The sequence below is a fragment of the Flavobacterium sp. K5-23 genome, assembly GCF_023278045.1.
Lineage (GTDB): Bacteria > Bacteroidota > Bacteroidia > Flavobacteriales > Flavobacteriaceae > Flavobacterium.
On the sequence record NZ_CP056783.1, the window covers coordinates 1,206,352 to 1,225,573 of the forward strand.

Genomic DNA, 19,222 nt, shown 5'->3' on the forward strand with positions numbered 1-19,222 from the left:
TATATTTGATAAACTAATTGATTATTGATATATTTACTAAAACCAAACTACTAAAAACAATGTGTTTATGAAAATTTTAATTATTGATGATCAAGAATTAGTTGTTATTTCTTTAGAAAAATGTCTTGTAGATTTGGGGTATGAAGTAATCAGTTCCAATACAATTTCAGATGGTATAGAAAAATATGATTTGAATACACCAGACTTAGTAATTGCCGATATCAACATGCCTTTTTCAGATACTTCGAGCTTCTCTAATAATAACGAGTCTTCACAAAATGCAACTAATGGCCTTGAAATTGCAAAGCATATCAAAATAACAAGAGGACATACAACACCTGTAATGATTTTATCTGGAAATACTGATGAAGATACCATCGTTAAAGGATTTGATCTAGGGGTTGATGATTATATGAAAAAACCTTTGAGTTTAAGTGAAATTGGTGCACGAGTTAAAAGGCTAATTGGTGCTGGAGAAAAAATTTCAGCTAACACTAAAAAAAATCAAATTATTCAAAACAACTGTATTGGCGTTGTAATTCCGTGTTACAATGAAGAATTAAGGTTGTTGAGTGATGAGTTCAGGTCATTTGTGAATTCAAATTTAGGATATCATTTGTGTTTTGTAAACGATGGTAGTAAGGATAAAACATTAGAGGTTTTAGAAAAATTAAGAGAAGGAAATGAAGATCATATTAGTATTTTTGACTGTGAAAAAAATGGAGGGAAAGCTGAAGCGGTTCGTTTAGGGATGTTGCATCTGGCAAAACAAGATCAGTTCAATTACATAGGTTTTCTTGATGCTGATTTATCTACGGATTTTGAAGATTTTCATGATTTGGCAAATACGATTTCTATTTCGAATTTTAAAATTGTAAGTGGTTCACGAATGACTCGTATGGGAGCCGATATAACTAAAGAATCTGCTCGAGCAATTATTAGTAAAATTATCAATTTTATTATTCGAAAAACCATTGGAATGGAATTTAATGATACTCAATGTGGTGCTAAAATTATGAGTAAAGATGTTATCGAAAACACATTTCAAGTTAAATTTTTAACCAAATGGTTGTTTGATGTTGAGATTTTTATGCGAATGAAAAAAATATATGGTGATGAGGAAACTAAGAAATTAGTTTGTGAACAACCACTTAAAAGATGGATTCATGCTGATGGTTCTAAACTATCATTTAAGGACTCTTTGAAAATTGTTTTTCAAATTGGTCAAATTGCTATACATTATAGATAAAAATGATTTACTTTTGCGAAAAAAATGGAGATAGTTAGTCTCAATTAATTATGAAAGAACAATTTAAGAAATTTTTAAACGAAGACCAGGATCCTAAATCAATTGAGAAAATCACAGCGAAACTACAGGATTTGTTGATGAAAAATGAAGAAGTGGGTTATATAGGTGTTCAAAAAAAACCTGCTATTACCGTTTTTCCAGATAGTATTGTTTTAACCAATAAACGAATTATTTTATGCAAACCTAAAAATTTGGGATTGTCAATGGATTTTGTCGATTATGATTGGGAAGATGTAGCTGCAGCTTTTGTTAAAGAAAATATATTAGGATCTGAATTTTCATTTTCCACCAAGAGTGAATTAACTATTTCAATTGACTATATTCCAAAAACCCAGGCTAGAAAACTTTATACTTTTGCAAAAGAACAAATGGATGTAATAAAATCCGGAAGTGTCTTGAATACTGTTGTAGCTGAAGAAATTGTTGAAACGCAAATTCTAGAAATAGAAGAAATAGAAGAAATGGAAACGGAAGAAGTGACTAATTTCGCTGAAATAATTACTGTTTCTCAAACTGATTATAGTGCCGAAAACCAGCAATATAATGACTCTCCGGAAACTTCAAAAGATAAATCATTAAGTGAATTGTCGCAAGATGAACTTTTTGAAAAATTACAGAATTACAAAAAGCTATTAGATAATGGCTTGATTCTACAAGGAGAATATGATGCTTATAAAAAGGAGATTTTAAGTCATATGTAGGTTAAATTATATTTCGCCAAGATTAAAATAGAAAACCCGACAATTTTTAAAGTTGTCGGGTTTTGTTATATAGCCGATAGAACACTATCTTTTTTGACTTTATGACTTTAGGCTTTTGACTAAAGCGTTCTCTTTTGTTTTTCTACAAAATTATGTGCTTGCAACTCCAGTAATTCAGTTGCTTTTTGACGCTGTAAATCATGTAGTTTCCTGTCCTGTGATATTTCTTCGTAAACCTTGTCATGCATAGATGCACTTGTTTTAACTAACAAGTGTCTTTGGTATTTGTCCTGTTTCAAGCTTGCTTTTAATGCGGTTTCTAAATCTTCCAACTTGAAATCGTATTCCCCTTTAGGCGAAAGTAATTTGGCTATAATCGGAGACGTTTCTATTGCTAGAAATAATAACATAATAAAGAAGGAAGGAATCCAAGGCAGCTTGTTTAAGGCATTAATACGTGCCATTAAACCGTCAAAACCATCAATAATTGGTTGGGTTTCCGTTATTTTTTTGTCTAAATCAGCCTGTAGTGTTTTTCCTTTAAGTTCTTTTTCAGCAATTTTGGCTAGATTGTTTTTTTGTAAAGTATCAAACTCTTTTTTGGCTAAATCGTGCTTGGCTATTTTTTCTTTAAAAACGGGGCCTTTACCTAATTTTTTTGTTCCGGAGGTTCCTTCTGCTTCCGCTATGTATGTTTCGTAGTAGGAGTTGACTTCTTTTTCCTTTTTACTCATTTCCGACTTTAAACTATCGATTTCCGACTTGTTTTTGTCTAAATCCGATTTGAAATAATTACCCAATTCTTTCTTGTTATTCAAAGCCATTGCGTTTTTCTCTTTCAATAAAACGGTGTTGATTTCTTTCTCAAATATTTTAATCTCTAGTGGTTTTGAGATTACTATAGCAATTATAATTGCCAGTATTATTCGAGGTGTGGCTTGAAGTAATTCGCTGCCTATTTTTTCTCTTTTTCGAATGGTAGAAACGATGAAACGATCAAGATTAAAGATAAGTAAACTCCATACAAACCCAAAAAGTAAAGCAGGGATAATGTTGTCAAAAACTGTGAATAGGGCGTAAGAACTGGCGATAAAAGCCATTACAGCTGTAAAAAAAACGGTAGCGCCTATTCCTACGTATTTCGTTTGTTCTCCCTCGGAGCATCCTTCAAGGATGTTTTTGTCTGCTCCAGAGCAAACAATGAAAAATTGTTTTAACATGATTGATTATGATTTGATTGATGTTTGCAAATTTAACGCCAAAAAATCAATTATGTTGTAAAATGCTGATATGTTTTTGTTTAGGGAGTTGTATAATACAAAAAGAGCCGTTCGTTAGAACAGCTCTTTTTGATTATTGAATTATAATTAACTTATGCTTGAGGTGCACCCGCCATAATTTCGGCATTGGCAAATTCTTCAAATTTTGCAAAGTTAGCCTTGAATTTTTGACCAAGCTCTGAAGATTTAATATCATACATCTCTTTGTCAGCCCAAGTGTTTCTTGGATTTAAAATCTCTGCAGGAACCTCTGGACAAGATTGTGGAATTGAAATTCCAAATACTGCATGGTTTTTATATTCGACATCGTTTAACTCACCGTTTAATGCGGCAGTAATCATGGCACGAGTGTATTTTAATTTCATTCTGCTACCAGTACCGTAAGGTCCGCCAGTCCATCCTGTGTTGATTAACCAAACTTTTACATTGGCATCTTTTATTTTTTTACTTAACATCTCTGCATATTTTGTAGGATGTAAAGGCATAAATGGCGCTCCAAAACAAGCTGAGAAATTAGGTTGTGGCTCTGTAACTCCAGCTTCGGTTCCGGCAACTTTCGCTGTGTATCCAGAAATAAAGTGGTAAGCTGCTTGACCTGGTGTCAATCTTGAAATAGGAGGCAAAATTCCGTAAGCATCAGCAGTAAGGAAGAAAATGTTTTTAGGATTATTTCCTATTGAACCTGGCTGAATGTTGTCAATATGGTATATTGGGTAACTAACTCTTGTGTTTGGAGTGATTGAAACATCTTCAAAATCAACTTCATTAGTTCCTTTTTTGAAAACTACGTTTTCTAAAATAGCACCTTTTTTAATCGCTCTAAAAATATCTGGTTCATTCTCTTCCGAAAGATTGATCACTTTTGCGTAACATCCTCCTTCAAAATTGAAAACCGTATTTTCATTTGTCCAACCGTGTTCGTCATCACCTATCAATTTTCTTTTAGGATCTGCAGATAAAGTTGTTTTACCAGTTCCAGACAATCCAAAGAATATAGCTGTATCACCTTCATCACCTACATTAGCACTACAGTGCATTGGCAAAGTGTTTTTGTCAACAGGAAGGATGAAATTTAAAGCAGAAAAAATTCCTTTTTTCATTTCACCTGTATAACCAGTTCCACCTATTAGCGCTACTTTTTTTGTGAAATCTAAAATAGCAAAGTTACCTTGACGGGTTGCGTCTACTTCAGGATTTGCAATAAAACCCGGAGCGCATATGACAGTCCATTCAGGAGTGAAGTCTGCCAGTTCTTGTATTTCTGGTCTCAAAAACATATTGAAACAAAATAAATTTGCCCAAGCTGTTTCGGTTACTACACGTACATTTAATCTGTAATTTGGATCAGCACATACGTAAGAATCTCTAACAAATACTTCTTTGTTAGATAAATAGTTTGTTACTTTATTGTATAAGGCGTCAAAAGCTTTAGGCTCGAAAGCAAGGTTTACTTTCCCCCACCAAACTTTGTCTTCAGTAATGCTATCTTTTACAATAAATCGATCAAGAGGAGAACGACCTGTGAATTCGCCAGTGTTAATGGCTAATGCTCCAGTCGAGTTTTCAATTCCTTGACCTGATTGTATGGTCATATCGTGTAATTCGTCGGCTGATAATTGGTAATGAATCTTTGCGTTTTCAATTCCAAGCTCATTAAGCGAAATCGATTGCGTAAACGGTGTGTTATTATTCATAAAATTAATTATTGTGTAGTTTAATTTATTGGGCACAAAAGTAGAGATTATATTTAAGATAGGTTTAATTATCTCTTTTTTTTATGATTTTTTCTTTATGAAATCATAAAATAATATTCCCCAAGCTAGTATTAACAGTAGTCCGCCGATAGGAGTTATAAATCCGATGACTTTAAAATCAAATTGGCTGATGTTATTTGTAGCCAATAAATAAATGGATCCTGAAAATAAAATAACGCCAAAAAGCACTAAATTGTATATCGTTTTCTTGATTTTTTCTGAAATAATGCTTGTTGTTCCAATTAAGATTAAAAACAAAGCGTGATACATTTGATAGCGCACACCTGTTTCAAAAGTTAAAAGTTGTTCTGCTGGCAGTACTTTTTTTAGGGCATGCGCACCAAAAGCACCAAGTATTATGGCTATCATCCCAAAAAGGGCTCCTGTAGTAACTGTTTTTTTATCCATTTTGATTGTCTTTAATTATTTACAAAAGTATCCTAAACGATTTCAATTTAAAAACGAATTTAAATGTTAATTTTTTTTTCGAATATTTAACAACTAACAATTGTTATAAATACAACAAATATATATATTTGTGTTATATTTATACAAAACAATATGAGAGTCATTTTAATAATTGGAGCAGGAAGATCAGCCTCTTCATTGATACAATATCTTCTAGGTAAATCAGAAAAAGAGAAATTACATCTAATAATAGGAGATTTGTCTTTGGCTTTAGCTGAAAAAAAGACAAACAATCACCCTAATGCAACTGCGATAGCGCTTGATATATTCAATGACGTTCAACGTAAAGAAGCAATTCAAAAAGCTGATATCGTGATTTCAATGTTGCCTGCGCACATGCATATTGAGGTAGCAAGAGATTGTGTTGTTTGCAAGAAAAGTTTAGTTACAGCTTCGTATGTAAGTGATGAAATGCAAGAATTAGATGCAGCTGTAAAAGAGAACAATTTAGTTTTCATGAATGAAATTGGTCTTGATCCAGGGGTTGACCATATGAGTGCCATGAAAGTTATAGATGAAATAAGAGATAAAGGAGGTAAAATGCTGTTGTTTGAATCTTTTTGTGGAGGGCTAGTTGCTCCGGAATCAGACACGAATCTTTGGAATTATAAATTCACATGGGCTCCTCGTAATGTCGTTTTGGCTGGACAAGGTGGTGCTGCTATGTTTATTCAGGAAGGTGCATACAAGTATATTCCGTATTGTAATTTGTTTCGTAGAACTGAATTCCTGGATGTTGAAGATTATGGTCGTTTTGAAGCATATTCGAATAGAGATTCCCTAAAATATAGAAGTGTATATGGTCTTGATAAAGTTCAAACATTATATAGAGGTACAATTCGTCGTGTAGGATTTTCTAAAGCTTGGAATATGTTTGTACAATTAGGAATGACTGATGACACTTATGTATTAGAAGGTTCTGAAAACATGACCTATCGTCAATTTACAAATTCATTTTTGCCCTATCACCCAACGGATTCTGTTGAAATTAAAACGCGATTGATTCTTAAAATTGATCAAGATGATATCATGTGGGACAAACTTTTAGAATTAGACTTGTTTAGTAGAGATAAAAAAGTGGGTATGAAAAATGCTACTCCTGCTCAAATCCTTGAGAAAATTCTAAGTGATAAATGGACACTTCAAGAAGATGATAAAGATATGATTGTAATGTACCATAAATTCGGATATGAATTAGATGGTGTGAAAATGCAAATTGATTCAAAAATGGTTTGTATTGGTGACGATCAAACTTACACTGCTATGGCGAAAACGGTTGGTTTACCAGTAGCTATGGCTACATTGCAAATTCTAAATGGTAAGATTAAAACGCCAGGGGTTCAACTTCCCATTAATAAAGAAGTGTATTTGCCTATTCTAGAAGAATTAGAAGAGTATGGAGTTGTTTTTAAAGAACAATCGATGCCTTATATAGGTTATAAACAAGGTTAAAAGTAGTATTATTTATTTTTTAGTTAGACATATCCGCTTCTTACGAGGCGGATATGTCGTTTATACTAAGTCTTATTTTGCTGTTTGTATAGTGATAGGTAAGCTGTATAATACTCTTACAGATTTATTGCCAACAGTACCTGGGATCCATTTAGGGGATAGTTTTAAAACGCGAACTGCTTCTTCTCCCGTGCCATAACCAATGTCTCTAAGGACTTTAAATTCAGAAAGGGCGCCGTCTTTTTCGACTATAAAGGTTAGGTACACTTTTCCTTTTAAATTGGGTGATGATGGAGCTTTGTAATTTTTAGCCACGAAGTCGTAGAATTTGTCCATTCCACCGGGGAAAGTTGGTTTTTCAGTAACCGCTGCGGTATTGTGAATTGTGTTTTTCTTAACCTTTATTGTGGTTATGGCTCTAACACTTATCTCAGCATATTTTGGTCCTACCGCATTTTTTTGATCTTCAAGTTGCCTGCTGGTTTCTTGAGGGTTATTTGGTGCAGGAGGTGGAGGTGGAGGAGGAGGAGGGACGTTTTTCTTTTCTTCACTTGTAAGTTCACTGAATTTTTTATCTGCAATAATATTTCCTTTATCATCCTTAATTAGAAAGGTTGTGTTTTCGAAATACTTCTCCATTCCTGTAATTGTAGTTTCTGCTGTCTTTTCTTTCTCTACAGTTTTTGAGCAAGAAAAGAGTAAAATGCCTGAAAATAAAGGCAGTAATACTAATTTCTTTAGTATTGCTCTAGATGCCGAAGTGGTTTTTGTCATCATAATTAATCTTTTTTTAGTTATTGAATAGTTTAAATTACTGGCCAAGTAATAGTTTGAGTTCACGTTTGCCACTGATAATAATAAATTCTGGTAAAACGGAACATTGTTATAGGATTTCACAACCTTTTCATCTGCAAGGAATTCGTGGTTGAGTTGTATTGCTTTTTTGTATAATATAAAGATAGGGTTGAACCAAAACAACACCTTTAGAGTTTCGATAAACAAGATATCCAATGTGTGTTTTTGGGTTACATGAATTAATTCATGGGTATACAATTCCGCTTCAATTTTTCTGTTACGGTAATCAGTTTCATTAATGAATATCGTATTCAAAAAAGTATGGGGCAAAATTTTCTCTTTTACTAAAACTAATTTGGAGTTTTTATATTCAACAACAGGATTTGATTTTATTCTGGATGTTAGTTTCCAGATGTTTCTTCCAAACCGGATAGTTAAAGCCAAGGTTACAATGCTATAAAGACTCCAAAGAGTTATTAGCCAATAATCAGTCGATTCTTCTATGATTGTTGTTGTGGCTTCTCCAGGTAATATTGTTGTATTCCCTAATAAAGGGTTTAGCGATTCCTGAATTATCTCAATAGTTATAAATGGAATGCTGAATGAAAAAACGATGCAAAACAAAAGGTAAAACCGATTGAATTGATGCATTTTTTCTTTTTCCAATACTACATGATATACCGCTAATAGTATAGTTAAGGAAAGTGTCGATTTAATAAGAAAGTCTATCATTTTTTCTTTTTTTGGATTTCATCGTCTATTATTTTTCTAAGGTCTTCTAATTCCTTGGCCGAAAGATTAGTTTCGGTAGTAAAGAAAGAAGCAAATTGTGAAGCTGAATTATTGAAAAAATTACTAATTAATCCGTTGACATGCTTCGAGAAATAGTCTGTTTTTTTTACCAATGGATAATATTCACGTGAATTTCCAAATTCATTGTAAGCAACAAACTGCTTGTCTATCATTCTTTTTAATAATGTTGCGACAGTAGTTGTTTTTGGCTTTGGGTCTGAATAAGCTTCTAGTAAATCTTTCATAAAGGCCTTTTCAAGTTTCCAAAGGTGTTCCATTAACTGTTCTTCGGAGTTAGTGAGTTGTTGCATCTTTTTATGTGTTATGTTAATTCCCATTTGTTTTGTCAATTTCAGAGATCAATTCGCCATTATCATAATTGCGCATCTTTGTTATTTTCCCTTTTTCATTGTAATAATTCCATTTCCCTGTGTAAAACCAATGTGCATATTTAGCACTAGTATCTAGTTTTGTTTTTCCTCTAGATTGTATTTTTCCGTTTTTATGATAGAATTTTGTTCTGCAATTGTTCTGCGTGTATTTTTCTTTTTTAATAATTTTCCCGTCTAAATAATAACGCCATTTTTTAATTGGGTCATCTTTATAATACTTTCCAATTGATTTATAATTGGCACTGTCTATGGAGTATTTTTCTATCCAAAGCCCTTCTCTTTTTTTAGCGATGGTTTGATTAATGGGTTTGCTCTTGCAAGAAAACAGTATTAATATTCCTAGTAATGAAATAATTGTATAGCGCATATAATTCATTTGTTCTACAAGAATAGATGTTGCTCTACAAATGTAGAGATAATATTGATATGCGCAAGAATTTTATTAATTAATTTATAAACATTTCATTTTTAGGCATAAAACAGGGACGCCAACTTATAAAGCTGGCGTCCCTGTTTTGTTTTGATATTTTTAAATAATTATTTAAGTGATGTTTACGGTCATTTTTTCGCCTGTTATGAATTCGAGAGCCCAGTCTGATGAGTTAATGGCTCCTTCTATAAAACCGGTATAGTCTGAATACGCTTCACCTATGATGTGAACATTTTTCTTGCCTTCATTCAATGAAAAGCCTTTGAATTTTTCCTGGACTTCCCATGATTTCACACCCGGTCTCCAGCAATGGTTTCCTGCGCCGTAAGGTGTACAAGACCAATCGCGTATTCCGTAAGAAACTATAGATGCAAAGATGTCTACCTTGATTTCGTTTAGAGTCATATTAGAATATAACATTAAAGCCTCCTTTGTTAATTTCAATCCTTTTTTAGACATGGCTTCATTCCCTTGAAGAGAACGATATACTTCTTTAGAAAGGAAATTAGCAAACTGTGATTTGATCTCGTCGTTATTGTTGATTTCGGCACGATCGTGTTTTTCCTTGTCTTCAATAAAATAATTCCAAAATTCAGTTGCAGGACGATCGGTATACAAAAGAATCATTCCGTAACCATCAGTGTCATTCGTTTTGGGACGCCTAAAGTAGTGAATCTCTCTTGTAGGCATTCTGTTGGCCCTTGCTTGTGGCGATTGCTCATAGCCCCACCAAGGTTTGTCTAATACAAAAAAGATTTTGGTCATTGCAAAACCGTTTACGGTATCCAATAACTTGCCAATGTCTTTAGGTAGAGAAGCTGTTAATTTTTTTAGCGGATGCTGTGGCATAGCTAATAGCAAATGATCAGCCGTTGTGTTGATGATTTGCTCATTCTTTAAGTAATCAATAGACACTAAGTCATTATCGTCTTTAAATGAAATAATTTTTGCGTCATTAATCAAGGTAACGTTTGGTCTTTCATTCAGTTTTTTCAACATTTGAATGGTGATTTCTTCGGTTCCTTTTTTGATGGTTGCCAATATTTGCCCCTCTGATTTAAAAGCTCTCAACCACCAGATTGCCCATTCGATAGCATTTAGATTATCAGGAATCATGTGGTAAAAAGTTCCGTTATCACGTATTTTCATTAAGGCTTGGTGAGTCAATATTCCGTCTTCACTCAGCGCATTCCAGAATCCAATATTCCACATTGGCACACCATTTAAGGTTGCTTCTTTACGCATAAGGCGAAAGTCATCTTCCGTAAGGCTATCAATCCATTTTTGACAACGGTAGTCCATTGGATCGGTCGGGTTTTTTCCCATCATCAGTAAAACGCCTCGGCGCAATAAAGACAGGGAATCCAGATTTTGTTCCTGTAGCGGTAAGTCGTATTGTGGAAATCGTGATGGATTTGCTTTAGGTCCCGTAAATGGAAGCATTTCAATCTTTAAGTCGGCTATTAGTTTTCCAAATTTGGGTTGGAGTTGTGTTTCAAATCGCATCGGTCCCCATTCGGTTACAAAGCCATTCATTATGGTGGTTTCCATTCGGCCACCCCATCGGTCTGGAGAAGCTTCAATTAAGGTAACATTATACCCTCTTTCACTAAATTGTAATGCACTGTATAGTCCCGAAAAACCGCCACCTGCGATTAGAATATTCTTTTTCATTTTTGCTTTTTTCTTTCAGGGCGCAAACTTACAAAAAGCAAAAAAAATCCGCTCATGATGGAGCGGATTATTAAGGATAACGTAGTTTATTTAGTTTTTTTATCTAAAATAAATGCTATAGATAAAAATAAAACTAGGTTTATGAGTTTTCGTAGAAATATTATTTATTCAATTCCACAAAATATTTATAAAACAATGGAATTGTTTCTATTCCTTTCAAGTAATTGAAAATTCCGAAGTGTTCGTTTGGTGAGTGAATGGCATCACTGTCCAATCCAAATCCCATTAATATCGTTTTACTTTTTAATTCTTTTTCGAATAAGGCAACAATTGGAATACTTCCTCCAGAACGAACAGGAATAGCAGGGACGCCAAAAGTTTCAGTGTAGGCCATATTTGCCGCTTTGTAACCAATGCTGTCAATAGGAGTCACATAACCTTGTCCGCCATGATGCGGTTTTACTTTTACTGTAACGCCAGCAGGGGCGATGCTTTCAAAATGCTTAGTGAATAATTCGGTAATTTGTTCCCAGTCTTGGTTTGGGACTAAACGCATCGAGATTTTGGCAAAAGCCTGGCTCGCAATAACTGTTTTTGCACCTTCACCTATATATCCACCCCAAATTCCATTGACGTCTAGCGTTGGACGGATGGAATTTCTTTCATTAGTTGTATATCCTTTTTCGCCATGAATGTCGGTAAGGTCTAGTGCTTTTTTATATTTTTCCAGATTGAAAGGCGCTTTGGCCATTTCTGCTCTTTCTTCCAGCGATAATTCTTCTACATTATCATAGAAACCTGGAATGGTAATGTGATTGTTTTCGTCATGAAGCGAAGCAATCATTTTTGCTAAAATATTTATAGGATTTGCAACTGCTCCTCCATATAATCCTGAATGTAAATCGCGATTAGGACCTGTAACTTCCACTTCCACGTAACTTAAACCACGCAATCCAGTTGTGATAGATGGCTGTTGATTAGAAATCATTCCTGTATCGGAAATTAAAATCACATCATTTTTTAATTTCTCGTGATTGTTTTCGACAAAAGTTTTAAGATTTACACTTCCAACTTCTTCTTCACCTTCAATCATGAATTTCACGTTACAAGGCAAGTTGTTGTTTTGAATCATGTATTCAAAAGCTTTTACGTGCATGTACATTTGGCCTTTGTCATCACATGCGCCACGAGCAAAAATTGCGCCTTCGGGATGAATTTCAGTAGTTTTAATAACTGGTTCGAATGGAGGAGAGGTCCAAAGTTCGATAGGATCAGCCGGTTGAACATCGTAATGTCCATAAACAAGGATAGTAGGCAAAGACGGATCAATCATTTTTTCACCGTAAACAATAGGATAACCTGCGGTTTCACAAATTTCTACACTATCGCAACCTGCTTTTTCCAAGCTTACTTTTACTGCTTCGGCAGTGTCGATAACATCTTGAGAGTAAGCTGTGTCAGCGCTCACAGATGGTATTTTTAATAAATCAATTAATTCTTTGATAAAACGTTCTTTGTTTTCCTGAACGTAAGATTTTATATTGTCCATATTTTAGTTGTGTTTTTACTAGTTCAAAATTACAAAAAAAAGAGTTTAAAATTTTTTTCGAAAATGCTTTGAAATATAGAACTAATGATTATATTTGCACCCACAATTGCACGCGGATATGGTGAAATTGGTAGACATGCCAGACTTAGGATCTGGTGCCGCAAGGCGTGTAGGTTCGAGTCCTATTATCCGCACTTTTAAAACGCAAACCCTTTATTTATAGGTGTTTGCGTTTTTTGTTTTTAGAACTTGCCCAACCATTGCCCAACCATTTCAAAAACTCCCTTTTTTTTTAGTATAAATCAGTTAACTGAATTAATTAAAATATTAATTGATTAAATTTATATTGTGTCTTTTGAATGGGTTTGAAAAAAACTGATTAATCAAACATTAAAAAAGTATTTAATATTAATGTTTTCAGTCGTTTAATAGATAGTTAGATAATTAAAAAAGATTAATTAATTAATTATTCCTGTATGATTTGTCTATTTCGCTCTACTTTAGACTAAAATTAATTATTACACGCGCGTCAGATAGGGATATAATCAATACAATTCAATTAATTGATTCTATGCACGTGTAACGTATAGGCAAATAATCAAAAAAGTATTCATTAATAATTCTACGCGCGCGTATTGTATGGATTTTATAGTTGAGTCAGATAGTCGGATATGAGTATCAATGTTAAAAGTTATGTTTAAACTTAAAGATTAAAAAAGATTATTAATGATTCTTTACACGCGTAAGAGATAGGGAAATATTTAATATAATTCAATTAATTCTATCGTTCGCGCGTGTCAGATAGTACGATATTTTTAATAAATGTCTTTTTTCTTTTTATTGACCGAAAGTCTTTCTTTTTTATTGATTTAAAGTCTTAGTTCTTTGTAATAAAATCCTTTACAAACAGACTTTCAAACAAGGTGCGCGGTTAGATAAGTACCTTGATAGGATTAAAATATAAAAAAAGAGCAACTGTTTAGGATGCTCTTTTAGGGGGTTAGTTGTTTTAGGTGGTATTTTAATTTCCTATGGCTCAAAATAACATTATTAAAATCATTAGTACAATACCCACTTTTAGTGATATTTAGAATATTATAAACCTAAATAAGATAATAAATTAACCTGTTGGGGTTGGTAAATCCTGTTTTGTTTATTGTTTTGGTTGCTCTTAATGGTTCTAATGTTGTGTGCAATCTCTTTTATTTGCGTTTCAAAATCTGACTCAAACCATTGTTTAGTTAGATACGTTCTTTTGATTTGCTCGAATACTTTACGGTCTGTTTTGTAATAGTATTTTAAACCTGTATGACTTAATAAAATACTACTATCTTTTTGCATTGAAATATTAAAACCAGTTACCTGACAAAGTATGTTTTTTGTTTCAATAGTTTCTCTTTTTAAGGTGTCCGATTCGTCCGTTTTATTTGAATTTATTTCGATATTATCATTTGTTAAGACTACGTGTTTTGACAATATAATTAAAGGGTCATTTTGCGTAGTATTGGTATTTAGAAAATCAATCTTTTTACTCATAATTTCGGACGTTTGAAATTGTATTTTTTGTGAGGTTGTTGAGGTTAATTTTCTGAGGTTGTTTCTATGGTAATTAAAGAGGTCGTTTGTTTTATTATTTAATAGTTCAATCCAATAAAGGGGGTTTTTATAGTTCGATAAACTTCGAGTTTTTGATTGTATTGTGTTGTCATAAAAAAGTATATTGTTGAACTCATTTAAAACCTCATCTTTGAAATTATGCAAACCGTAATTTGCTAAATCCTGTAAATTATAAATCCCGCGTTCGTTTAGTTTTTGCATTTTAGTGTACTTAATCTCAAACCGTAATATTTCGGTGTCAATCTCGAACCCTTTTGACTTGTAATGTAGTGCCTTATTGTATATTTTTATAATATATTGAGAGTGTTGCACCTGTTTATATTTGCCCTCATCTGAATTTTTTTGATATTCAAAAGGTTTTGTTTTGTGTAGAAAACAATAGTCTAAAAATTGGTTTGTTGGTATAGGTGGGATTATGTTAACGCCTATCTCTAAACACTTCAAAATACAATGTTCGGGTGTTATATTGAATTTCTGTTTTAAGTCTTTCAAAACGCCTAAAAACGCGTCAGAATTGAAGTCGTTGTAATTGTGTGCGCCATTGTTCCAGTACTTGTGTAGACTGCCTGAGAGGGTTGTTAATCCGTTATCGTAAATCCTAAACTCTAAACTGTTATAGAACGCGTTTTTATAGGGCGTTATAGTTTGTCCTGTGCGGTTTGTGGTCTTAATTTCGCCAGTAGATAAATTGATATTGTCAAAAAATTCTAATAGGGGATTCGCCTCTAAAGTAGAGGTTTGGAAATCCTTAATTATTATTTTTATAAAGTCAATCAATTGATTATCTTTGTTTAGGTTTTTTACAATGCCTGTTGAAAACTGAACTTTGAACAAATATTAAGGGGACTTGAACAATCCCCTTTTTTTATGCCTTTTAGTTTGTTTTAATAGGTGCAAATGATGTTTTGAAGTAAGACGTTGTTGTGAGGGTAAAAGTCCCTGTAAACGTCTATAAGTAACGTTTGTTCGTCTTTATAGAATGTAAAAACGAGTAGGGTCTTTTTAGTGGTTAGTGATTTATTCAATCTTAACCAATCCCCATAAAAAACGCCCTCTTTTGTAGTTGTTCTCAATCCTGTAATCATTGCGCATTTGCTCCAGTTGGTAGTATTGCGAAGTCTTAAATAGTCGGATATATTCGAGGCGTTGGATTTGCCTTGAAATTGTTCGATTCTGAGAATGTCTGTTAATAGATTTACATTGCCCTCTGAGGTTGAGAGCTCGTAAACGGTATAACTTTTTAATTCGTTTGTTACTTTGTAAGTGTGTCGAATGTAGTCGGGTGTGAAATTGCCTGTTGAGTTCATAAGTTTACACGTTTAAAGATTGTAAACTTGCCTCTACTTCTGAACGTAAAAAGTAAACACGCGAACCAATGCCTAAGGGATTGAGGCGTTTTGACTTGCACCAGTTGTGAACGGTGCTAATATCAACACTAAACATATCCGCTACGTTTTTACGCGTCAAATACTCTTTTGGTTGTGTTGGTTGGTAGAGTTTAAAGAAATTCTCTAATTGATTTTTTACGCCCTCGTTAATTTCGTTTTTAAGTTGGTCGTTGTACTGAATGAATTGAACTGTTTGCATATCTAATTTGTTTTAAATTATTTCGATATACAAAGGTTAAAATGTGGTCGTACTATGGGAAGTACATAGTTGTACTTTTTACGGTACTCTAATGGTTTTGAAGTTTAAACCAGTCTAATGCGAGCGAAAAATCTTCCTCTTTTGGAGTAGTTTTTACATTATCGTACGTTTTTAATTGCCCTGATGTTTCTGAGTATTCTTTATCAAACCAAGTAAAAAATTCTGTTGGTCGTTGATGTATGAATTGAGGTTTATTATTATACATTTTCCAATAGTAAAATATTAAATCCGATTGACGTCCTTTTGTGTTTACTGGTCGAATGTGTTCCTTTAAAATATACTCAAACAGTTCAAAACCATTATTACAAAATATGTTTTCGTGTTTTTGTTTTTTTTGAACTTTGCTAACGTCGTTTTGAATTACAAACACTTCATTTTCGTTAAATTGATTTGCTTTTTTATTATTTAAAAACAATAATATCTTTTCAATAGATGCTCGTACTTCTTTAATTGTTCTAAATTCATCAATAGTTTTATTTTTAAAAAACAGATTTTTAAAATTGATTACTACTTCCTCATTAGAAAACGTTGTTTCTATATCTTCATTTTTAAATTCTTCTAAATTTTCAATATATTCAATAACCTCGAGCGCGGTTTTAAAACTTAAAATTTCGTTTTCAATAAATGAGTTTTGAGTGTTGTCTTCATATTCTTTTAAATGTTCAACTAAATTAATGTAATATGTAAGTTCATATTCAGAGAACACTAAATAATTACTTCTATTCTCTAATCTATCACTATTGTAAACTTCATCTAAAAAGTCTTTTTTGTTTTTAAACATTTTTGCCTGTATTGATTAAACTATTTTGAACGGTTTTTTACTGTAAATAGGTTTATTTGAACTTTTAAACCTCAGCTAATATAATTCTTTATTCGTTGCTAACAATTCTTAATTGAGGTTCTTTGTCTTTGTTGAGGTCTTCGTAAAACTTCATAAATAAATCTGCGTTGGCGTCTTTGTCTTCTCTTTTGTTTATGTAAGTTAAAAACAAAGATTCTTTGGAATGTCCACTAATGCCAATTAGTACGGCGGTTGGTATCTTTTTATAGTAATTAGTACAGAAACTTCGGCGAAAACAATGACTCGCAATTAGTTCATACTTTGGATATTTGCCTAACTCTTTGCGGTTGGTTTCGGTATTTAGTTTTGTGCCCTTTACGACCTCAACAATGCCCGCCAGTTTACAAATAACCTTTACATAATCGTTTAGTTTTTGGTGTTGTATCTCTTTGGGTAAATTGTTTTCTACTATGTCTAAAACGTGCGGGGCAATAATTCCAACCGTTACACTTTTTTTTGTTTTCTGTTGTACTATGTCAATGTAAATGCCTTTTGCAGTACGTCTAATATTCTCGTTTTTTATTTTCAGTAAATCCCCGCCACGTTGCCCAATTTCACAACCAATCAAAACCCAATTTCGGGCGTTGTTTAGTGCGTCTGTTGTAATTGCAAGGTTCTTTGTTAGTTCGGGATTGTCTATTTTAAATTTTTTAAGTAGTACCTCATCATTAAAATCAATGTTTTTGATAATATCGAGTTCGTCAAATGATAAAATTTGAATGTAACGGTCGTTTTCGCTCTCTCTAAAGTGTTGTATTGTCTTTGAGTAGGGTGTTATAGTAATTTCGTTTTTTTCGGCGTCTATGCAAACAGTTTTTAATATCTCTAATTGTTTGCCTGAGTAGTTTGTCGAGTAGTTTTTAATGTTAACTAACCAGTTCGTAAATTTATCAACAAAGGGTTTTGTAATGCCTACAAAGTGGATTTGTTTTTTTGAGGTCTTTTGATATTCTGTAATGATGTTTTTAAATAAGGTATAGTTTTTAATGGTGCTCTTACTCAAACCAATTTTAAACCCGCCGTTTGTTCTTACTTTGCGTGTGTTCGCATTGTCTATTATGTACTGGATATGATTAACCAATAAACCTGAGTCCGTTTTTTCTACTCTTTCAAAACAATCTTTAATTTGAGAGTCGAGCCAAAACGAGTCAATTAAAACATTGTTGCCTAAATCTTTGTTGAGGTTGTTGTAAATGAATGAGTCTAATTTTTTGAGGTTGCTAAAAATTAGTTTGTTTTCTGTATTGTTTTGTTTTGGGCGGTCGGTGTCTTTGCTCCAGTCTTTTGGATTAATTGTAAACCCTGTATTTAATTCTAAATCGTTGCCTCTACTTAACGTTACGCGCACTTTTATAGATACGTTTTTGTTTGCCTTACTTCTTAATCTGAATTGTACTGTTGCCATTTTGTGAACTTTTGAACGGTTGAACTTTTGAACTACTCAAATATAGTGATTTTTGTAATACGTTTCGCAAACTTGCCCAACCATTGCCCAACCGTTTTAAGTTTTCATTCAATTTCATTCAATTTCGTTCTATTGTTAGGCACTAATTAAAAAACTTGTTAAGTCATGAATTTATTGAGTTATTAAGTTATTTTTGTAGTGTTTTTGGGAGATTGTCAAAAGTGCCTGATTGTGTGTTTAGGCGTGTAGGTTCGAGTCCTATTATCCGCACATTGAAACCCAAAACATTAGTGTTTTGGGTTTTTTGTTTTTAAGAGCTTTCCAGACCATTCCTTTTTTTGTTTGAATTCAAAACCTTTGATTAGAACGAAATTAACGTAAACATTAGTTTTTAAACTATCCTAGAATTAGAAACTTTAGTAATATATAATTGTCCCAATGACTTCGCTTAACATAATTTATAACTGTGTTTTTTGTATCTCTCTATAAAGGACCTTGCATTTAAAACAAAACCCTCTTTTAGATACTAAAAGAGGGTTTTTAAAAACAAGTTGTTTTCATTAATATATATCTAGAATATCATATTCCGTTTCATTGTATTTGAAAGTAGTTCCTTTTGCAAGACCTCGCATCACTGCGTATATAGGTGCTTTAAACGACATTCCGAAAAACTCATTGCCTTCAACTTCAAATTTTTCAATAGAAACGCAAATATAAAAAGTCATTTTATTGGTTACTACAACCGCTCCGGGTTCTACTACATCAGAAACTTTTGAGGGGTCTAAGTTTTTTAGGAATTCCATTTCCCGTTGTGCGAATTCAAGTTCTTTACCAATGGCATTGAGTAATTCCATTTTACCCGCTGTGCGGCTTTCGGACTGGCTTGGTGAATGATCATGGTCCATAGCGTCCGATTCCATATTCTCCAATCGATTTGTGAAACTTTCAATTAAATCGTTCTGTTTTTGAAGACAAGCTTCAAGTATCAGGTTTTTGTCAATATTCATATGTTATTTTTTTATGTCAATTATGTGAATGACTAAATTTAATACATTTTAACCGAATAGTCATAATAGGAAATAGTAAAAGAATTGATCTCTGTCAGAAATTGCAAGT

The 19,222-nt window shown here is 32.9% G+C and carries 17 protein-coding genes and 1 tRNA gene; 4 read left to right on the plus strand and 14 right to left on the minus strand.

What is annotated here, in order from left to right:
• Positions 1-67 precede the first annotated feature (67 nt).
• Positions 68-1,249, plus strand: coding sequence for a glycosyltransferase (locus FLAK523_RS05365; protein ID WP_248907339.1), 1,182 nt, complete (start codon positions 68-70; stop codon positions 1,247-1,249).
• Positions 1,250-1,299: 50 nt separating this feature from the next.
• Positions 1,300-2,010: a PH domain-containing protein gene (locus tag FLAK523_RS05370; protein WP_248907341.1), complete on the plus strand. Its 711-nt coding sequence runs from the start codon at positions 1,300-1,302 to the stop codon at positions 2,008-2,010.
• 119 nt (positions 2,011-2,129) lie between these two features.
• Here FLAK523_RS05370 and FLAK523_RS05375 read toward each other — a convergent pair whose 3' ends face one another.
• From FLAK523_RS05375 to FLAK523_RS05385, 3 genes are all read right to left on the minus strand, one after another.
• The gene (locus tag FLAK523_RS05375; RefSeq protein WP_248907342.1) at positions 2,130-3,230 is read right to left on the minus strand and encodes a DUF4407 domain-containing protein; all 1,101 of its coding nucleotides are present in this window, start codon (positions 3,228-3,230) and stop codon (positions 2,130-2,132) included.
• 152 nt (positions 3,231-3,382) lie between these two features.
• Complete coding sequence (gene pckA / locus FLAK523_RS05380) at positions 3,383-4,984, minus strand: phosphoenolpyruvate carboxykinase (ATP) (protein ID WP_248907344.1); 1,602 nt, start codon at positions 4,982-4,984, stop codon at positions 3,383-3,385.
• Between the two features lie 81 nt (positions 4,985-5,065).
• On the minus strand, positions 5,066-5,452 hold the full coding sequence (locus FLAK523_RS05385) for a DUF423 domain-containing protein (RefSeq protein ID WP_248907346.1): 387 nt from the start codon (positions 5,450-5,452) through the stop codon (positions 5,066-5,068).
• A 153-nt stretch (positions 5,453-5,605) separates the two neighbouring features.
• On the opposite strand from FLAK523_RS05385, the gene FLAK523_RS05390 reads away from it, so the two are divergent.
• Positions 5,606-6,964, plus strand: coding sequence for a saccharopine dehydrogenase family protein (locus tag FLAK523_RS05390; RefSeq protein WP_248907348.1), 1,359 nt, complete (start codon positions 5,606-5,608; stop codon positions 6,962-6,964).
• Between the two features lie 72 nt (positions 6,965-7,036).
• Here FLAK523_RS05390 and FLAK523_RS05395 read toward each other — a convergent pair whose 3' ends face one another.
• From FLAK523_RS05395 to FLAK523_RS05415, 5 genes are all read right to left on the minus strand, one after another.
• Entirely contained in the window at positions 7,037-8,491 is a 1,455-nt protein-coding gene (locus tag FLAK523_RS05395; RefSeq protein ID WP_248907350.1) for a M56 family metallopeptidase, read from the minus strand.
• A complete protein-coding gene (locus FLAK523_RS05400; RefSeq protein ID WP_248908051.1) occupies positions 8,488-8,862 on the minus strand; it encodes a BlaI/MecI/CopY family transcriptional regulator in 375 nt (124 codons plus the stop codon). Before FLAK523_RS05400 ends, FLAK523_RS05395 begins: the two co-directional genes overlap by 4 nt.
• Before the next feature lie 16 nt (positions 8,863-8,878).
• The gene (locus FLAK523_RS05405) at positions 8,879-9,310 is read right to left on the minus strand and encodes a hypothetical protein (RefSeq protein WP_248907352.1); all 432 of its coding nucleotides are present in this window, start codon (positions 9,308-9,310) and stop codon (positions 8,879-8,881) included.
• A gap of 174 nt (positions 9,311-9,484) precedes the next feature.
• Positions 9,485-11,047 (minus strand): FAD-dependent oxidoreductase, encoded by a 1,563-nt coding sequence (locus tag FLAK523_RS05410; protein ID WP_248907354.1) that lies wholly within the window; start codon positions 11,045-11,047, stop codon positions 9,485-9,487.
• A gap of 160 nt (positions 11,048-11,207) precedes the next feature.
• Positions 11,208-12,596 carry a dipeptidase gene (locus tag FLAK523_RS05415; protein WP_248907357.1) on the minus strand — a complete coding sequence of 463 codons (1,389 nt, stop codon included), beginning with the start codon at positions 12,594-12,596 and terminating at the stop codon, positions 11,208-11,210.
• Positions 12,597-12,708: 112 nt separating this feature from the next.
• On the opposite strand from FLAK523_RS05415, the gene FLAK523_RS05420 reads away from it, so the two are divergent.
• Positions 12,709-12,790 (plus strand) — tRNA-Leu (locus FLAK523_RS05420).
• A 901-nt stretch (positions 12,791-13,691) separates the two neighbouring features.
• On the opposite strand, the gene FLAK523_RS05425 is transcribed toward FLAK523_RS05420, so the two are convergent.
• The 6 genes from FLAK523_RS05425 to FLAK523_RS05450 all read right to left on the minus strand — a co-directional run bounded on the left by FLAK523_RS05425 (position 13,692) and on the right by FLAK523_RS05450 (position 19,113).
• Positions 13,692-14,132, minus strand: a complete 441-nt coding sequence (locus FLAK523_RS05425; RefSeq protein ID WP_248907359.1) for a hypothetical protein — start codon at positions 14,130-14,132, stop codon at positions 13,692-13,694.
• A 965-nt stretch (positions 14,133-15,097) separates the two neighbouring features.
• Positions 15,098-15,520 (minus strand): hypothetical protein, encoded by a 423-nt coding sequence (locus tag FLAK523_RS05430; RefSeq protein WP_248907361.1) that lies wholly within the window; start codon positions 15,518-15,520, stop codon positions 15,098-15,100.
• Positions 15,521-15,524: 4 nt separating this feature from the next.
• Positions 15,525-15,800, minus strand: coding sequence for a helix-turn-helix domain-containing protein (locus FLAK523_RS05435; RefSeq protein WP_248907363.1), 276 nt, complete (start codon positions 15,798-15,800; stop codon positions 15,525-15,527).
• 88 nt (positions 15,801-15,888) lie between these two features.
• On the minus strand, positions 15,889-16,641 hold the full coding sequence (locus tag FLAK523_RS05440; RefSeq protein ID WP_248907365.1) for a hypothetical protein: 753 nt from the start codon (positions 16,639-16,641) through the stop codon (positions 15,889-15,891).
• 88 nt (positions 16,642-16,729) lie between these two features.
• A complete protein-coding gene (locus FLAK523_RS05445; RefSeq protein WP_248907367.1) occupies positions 16,730-18,106 on the minus strand; it encodes a phage integrase SAM-like domain-containing protein in 1,377 nt (458 codons plus the stop codon).
• Between the two features lie 560 nt (positions 18,107-18,666).
• Positions 18,667-19,113 (minus strand): hypothetical protein, encoded by a 447-nt coding sequence (locus FLAK523_RS05450; RefSeq protein ID WP_248907369.1) that lies wholly within the window; start codon positions 19,111-19,113, stop codon positions 18,667-18,669.
• Between the last annotated feature and the right edge of the window lie 109 nt (positions 19,114-19,222).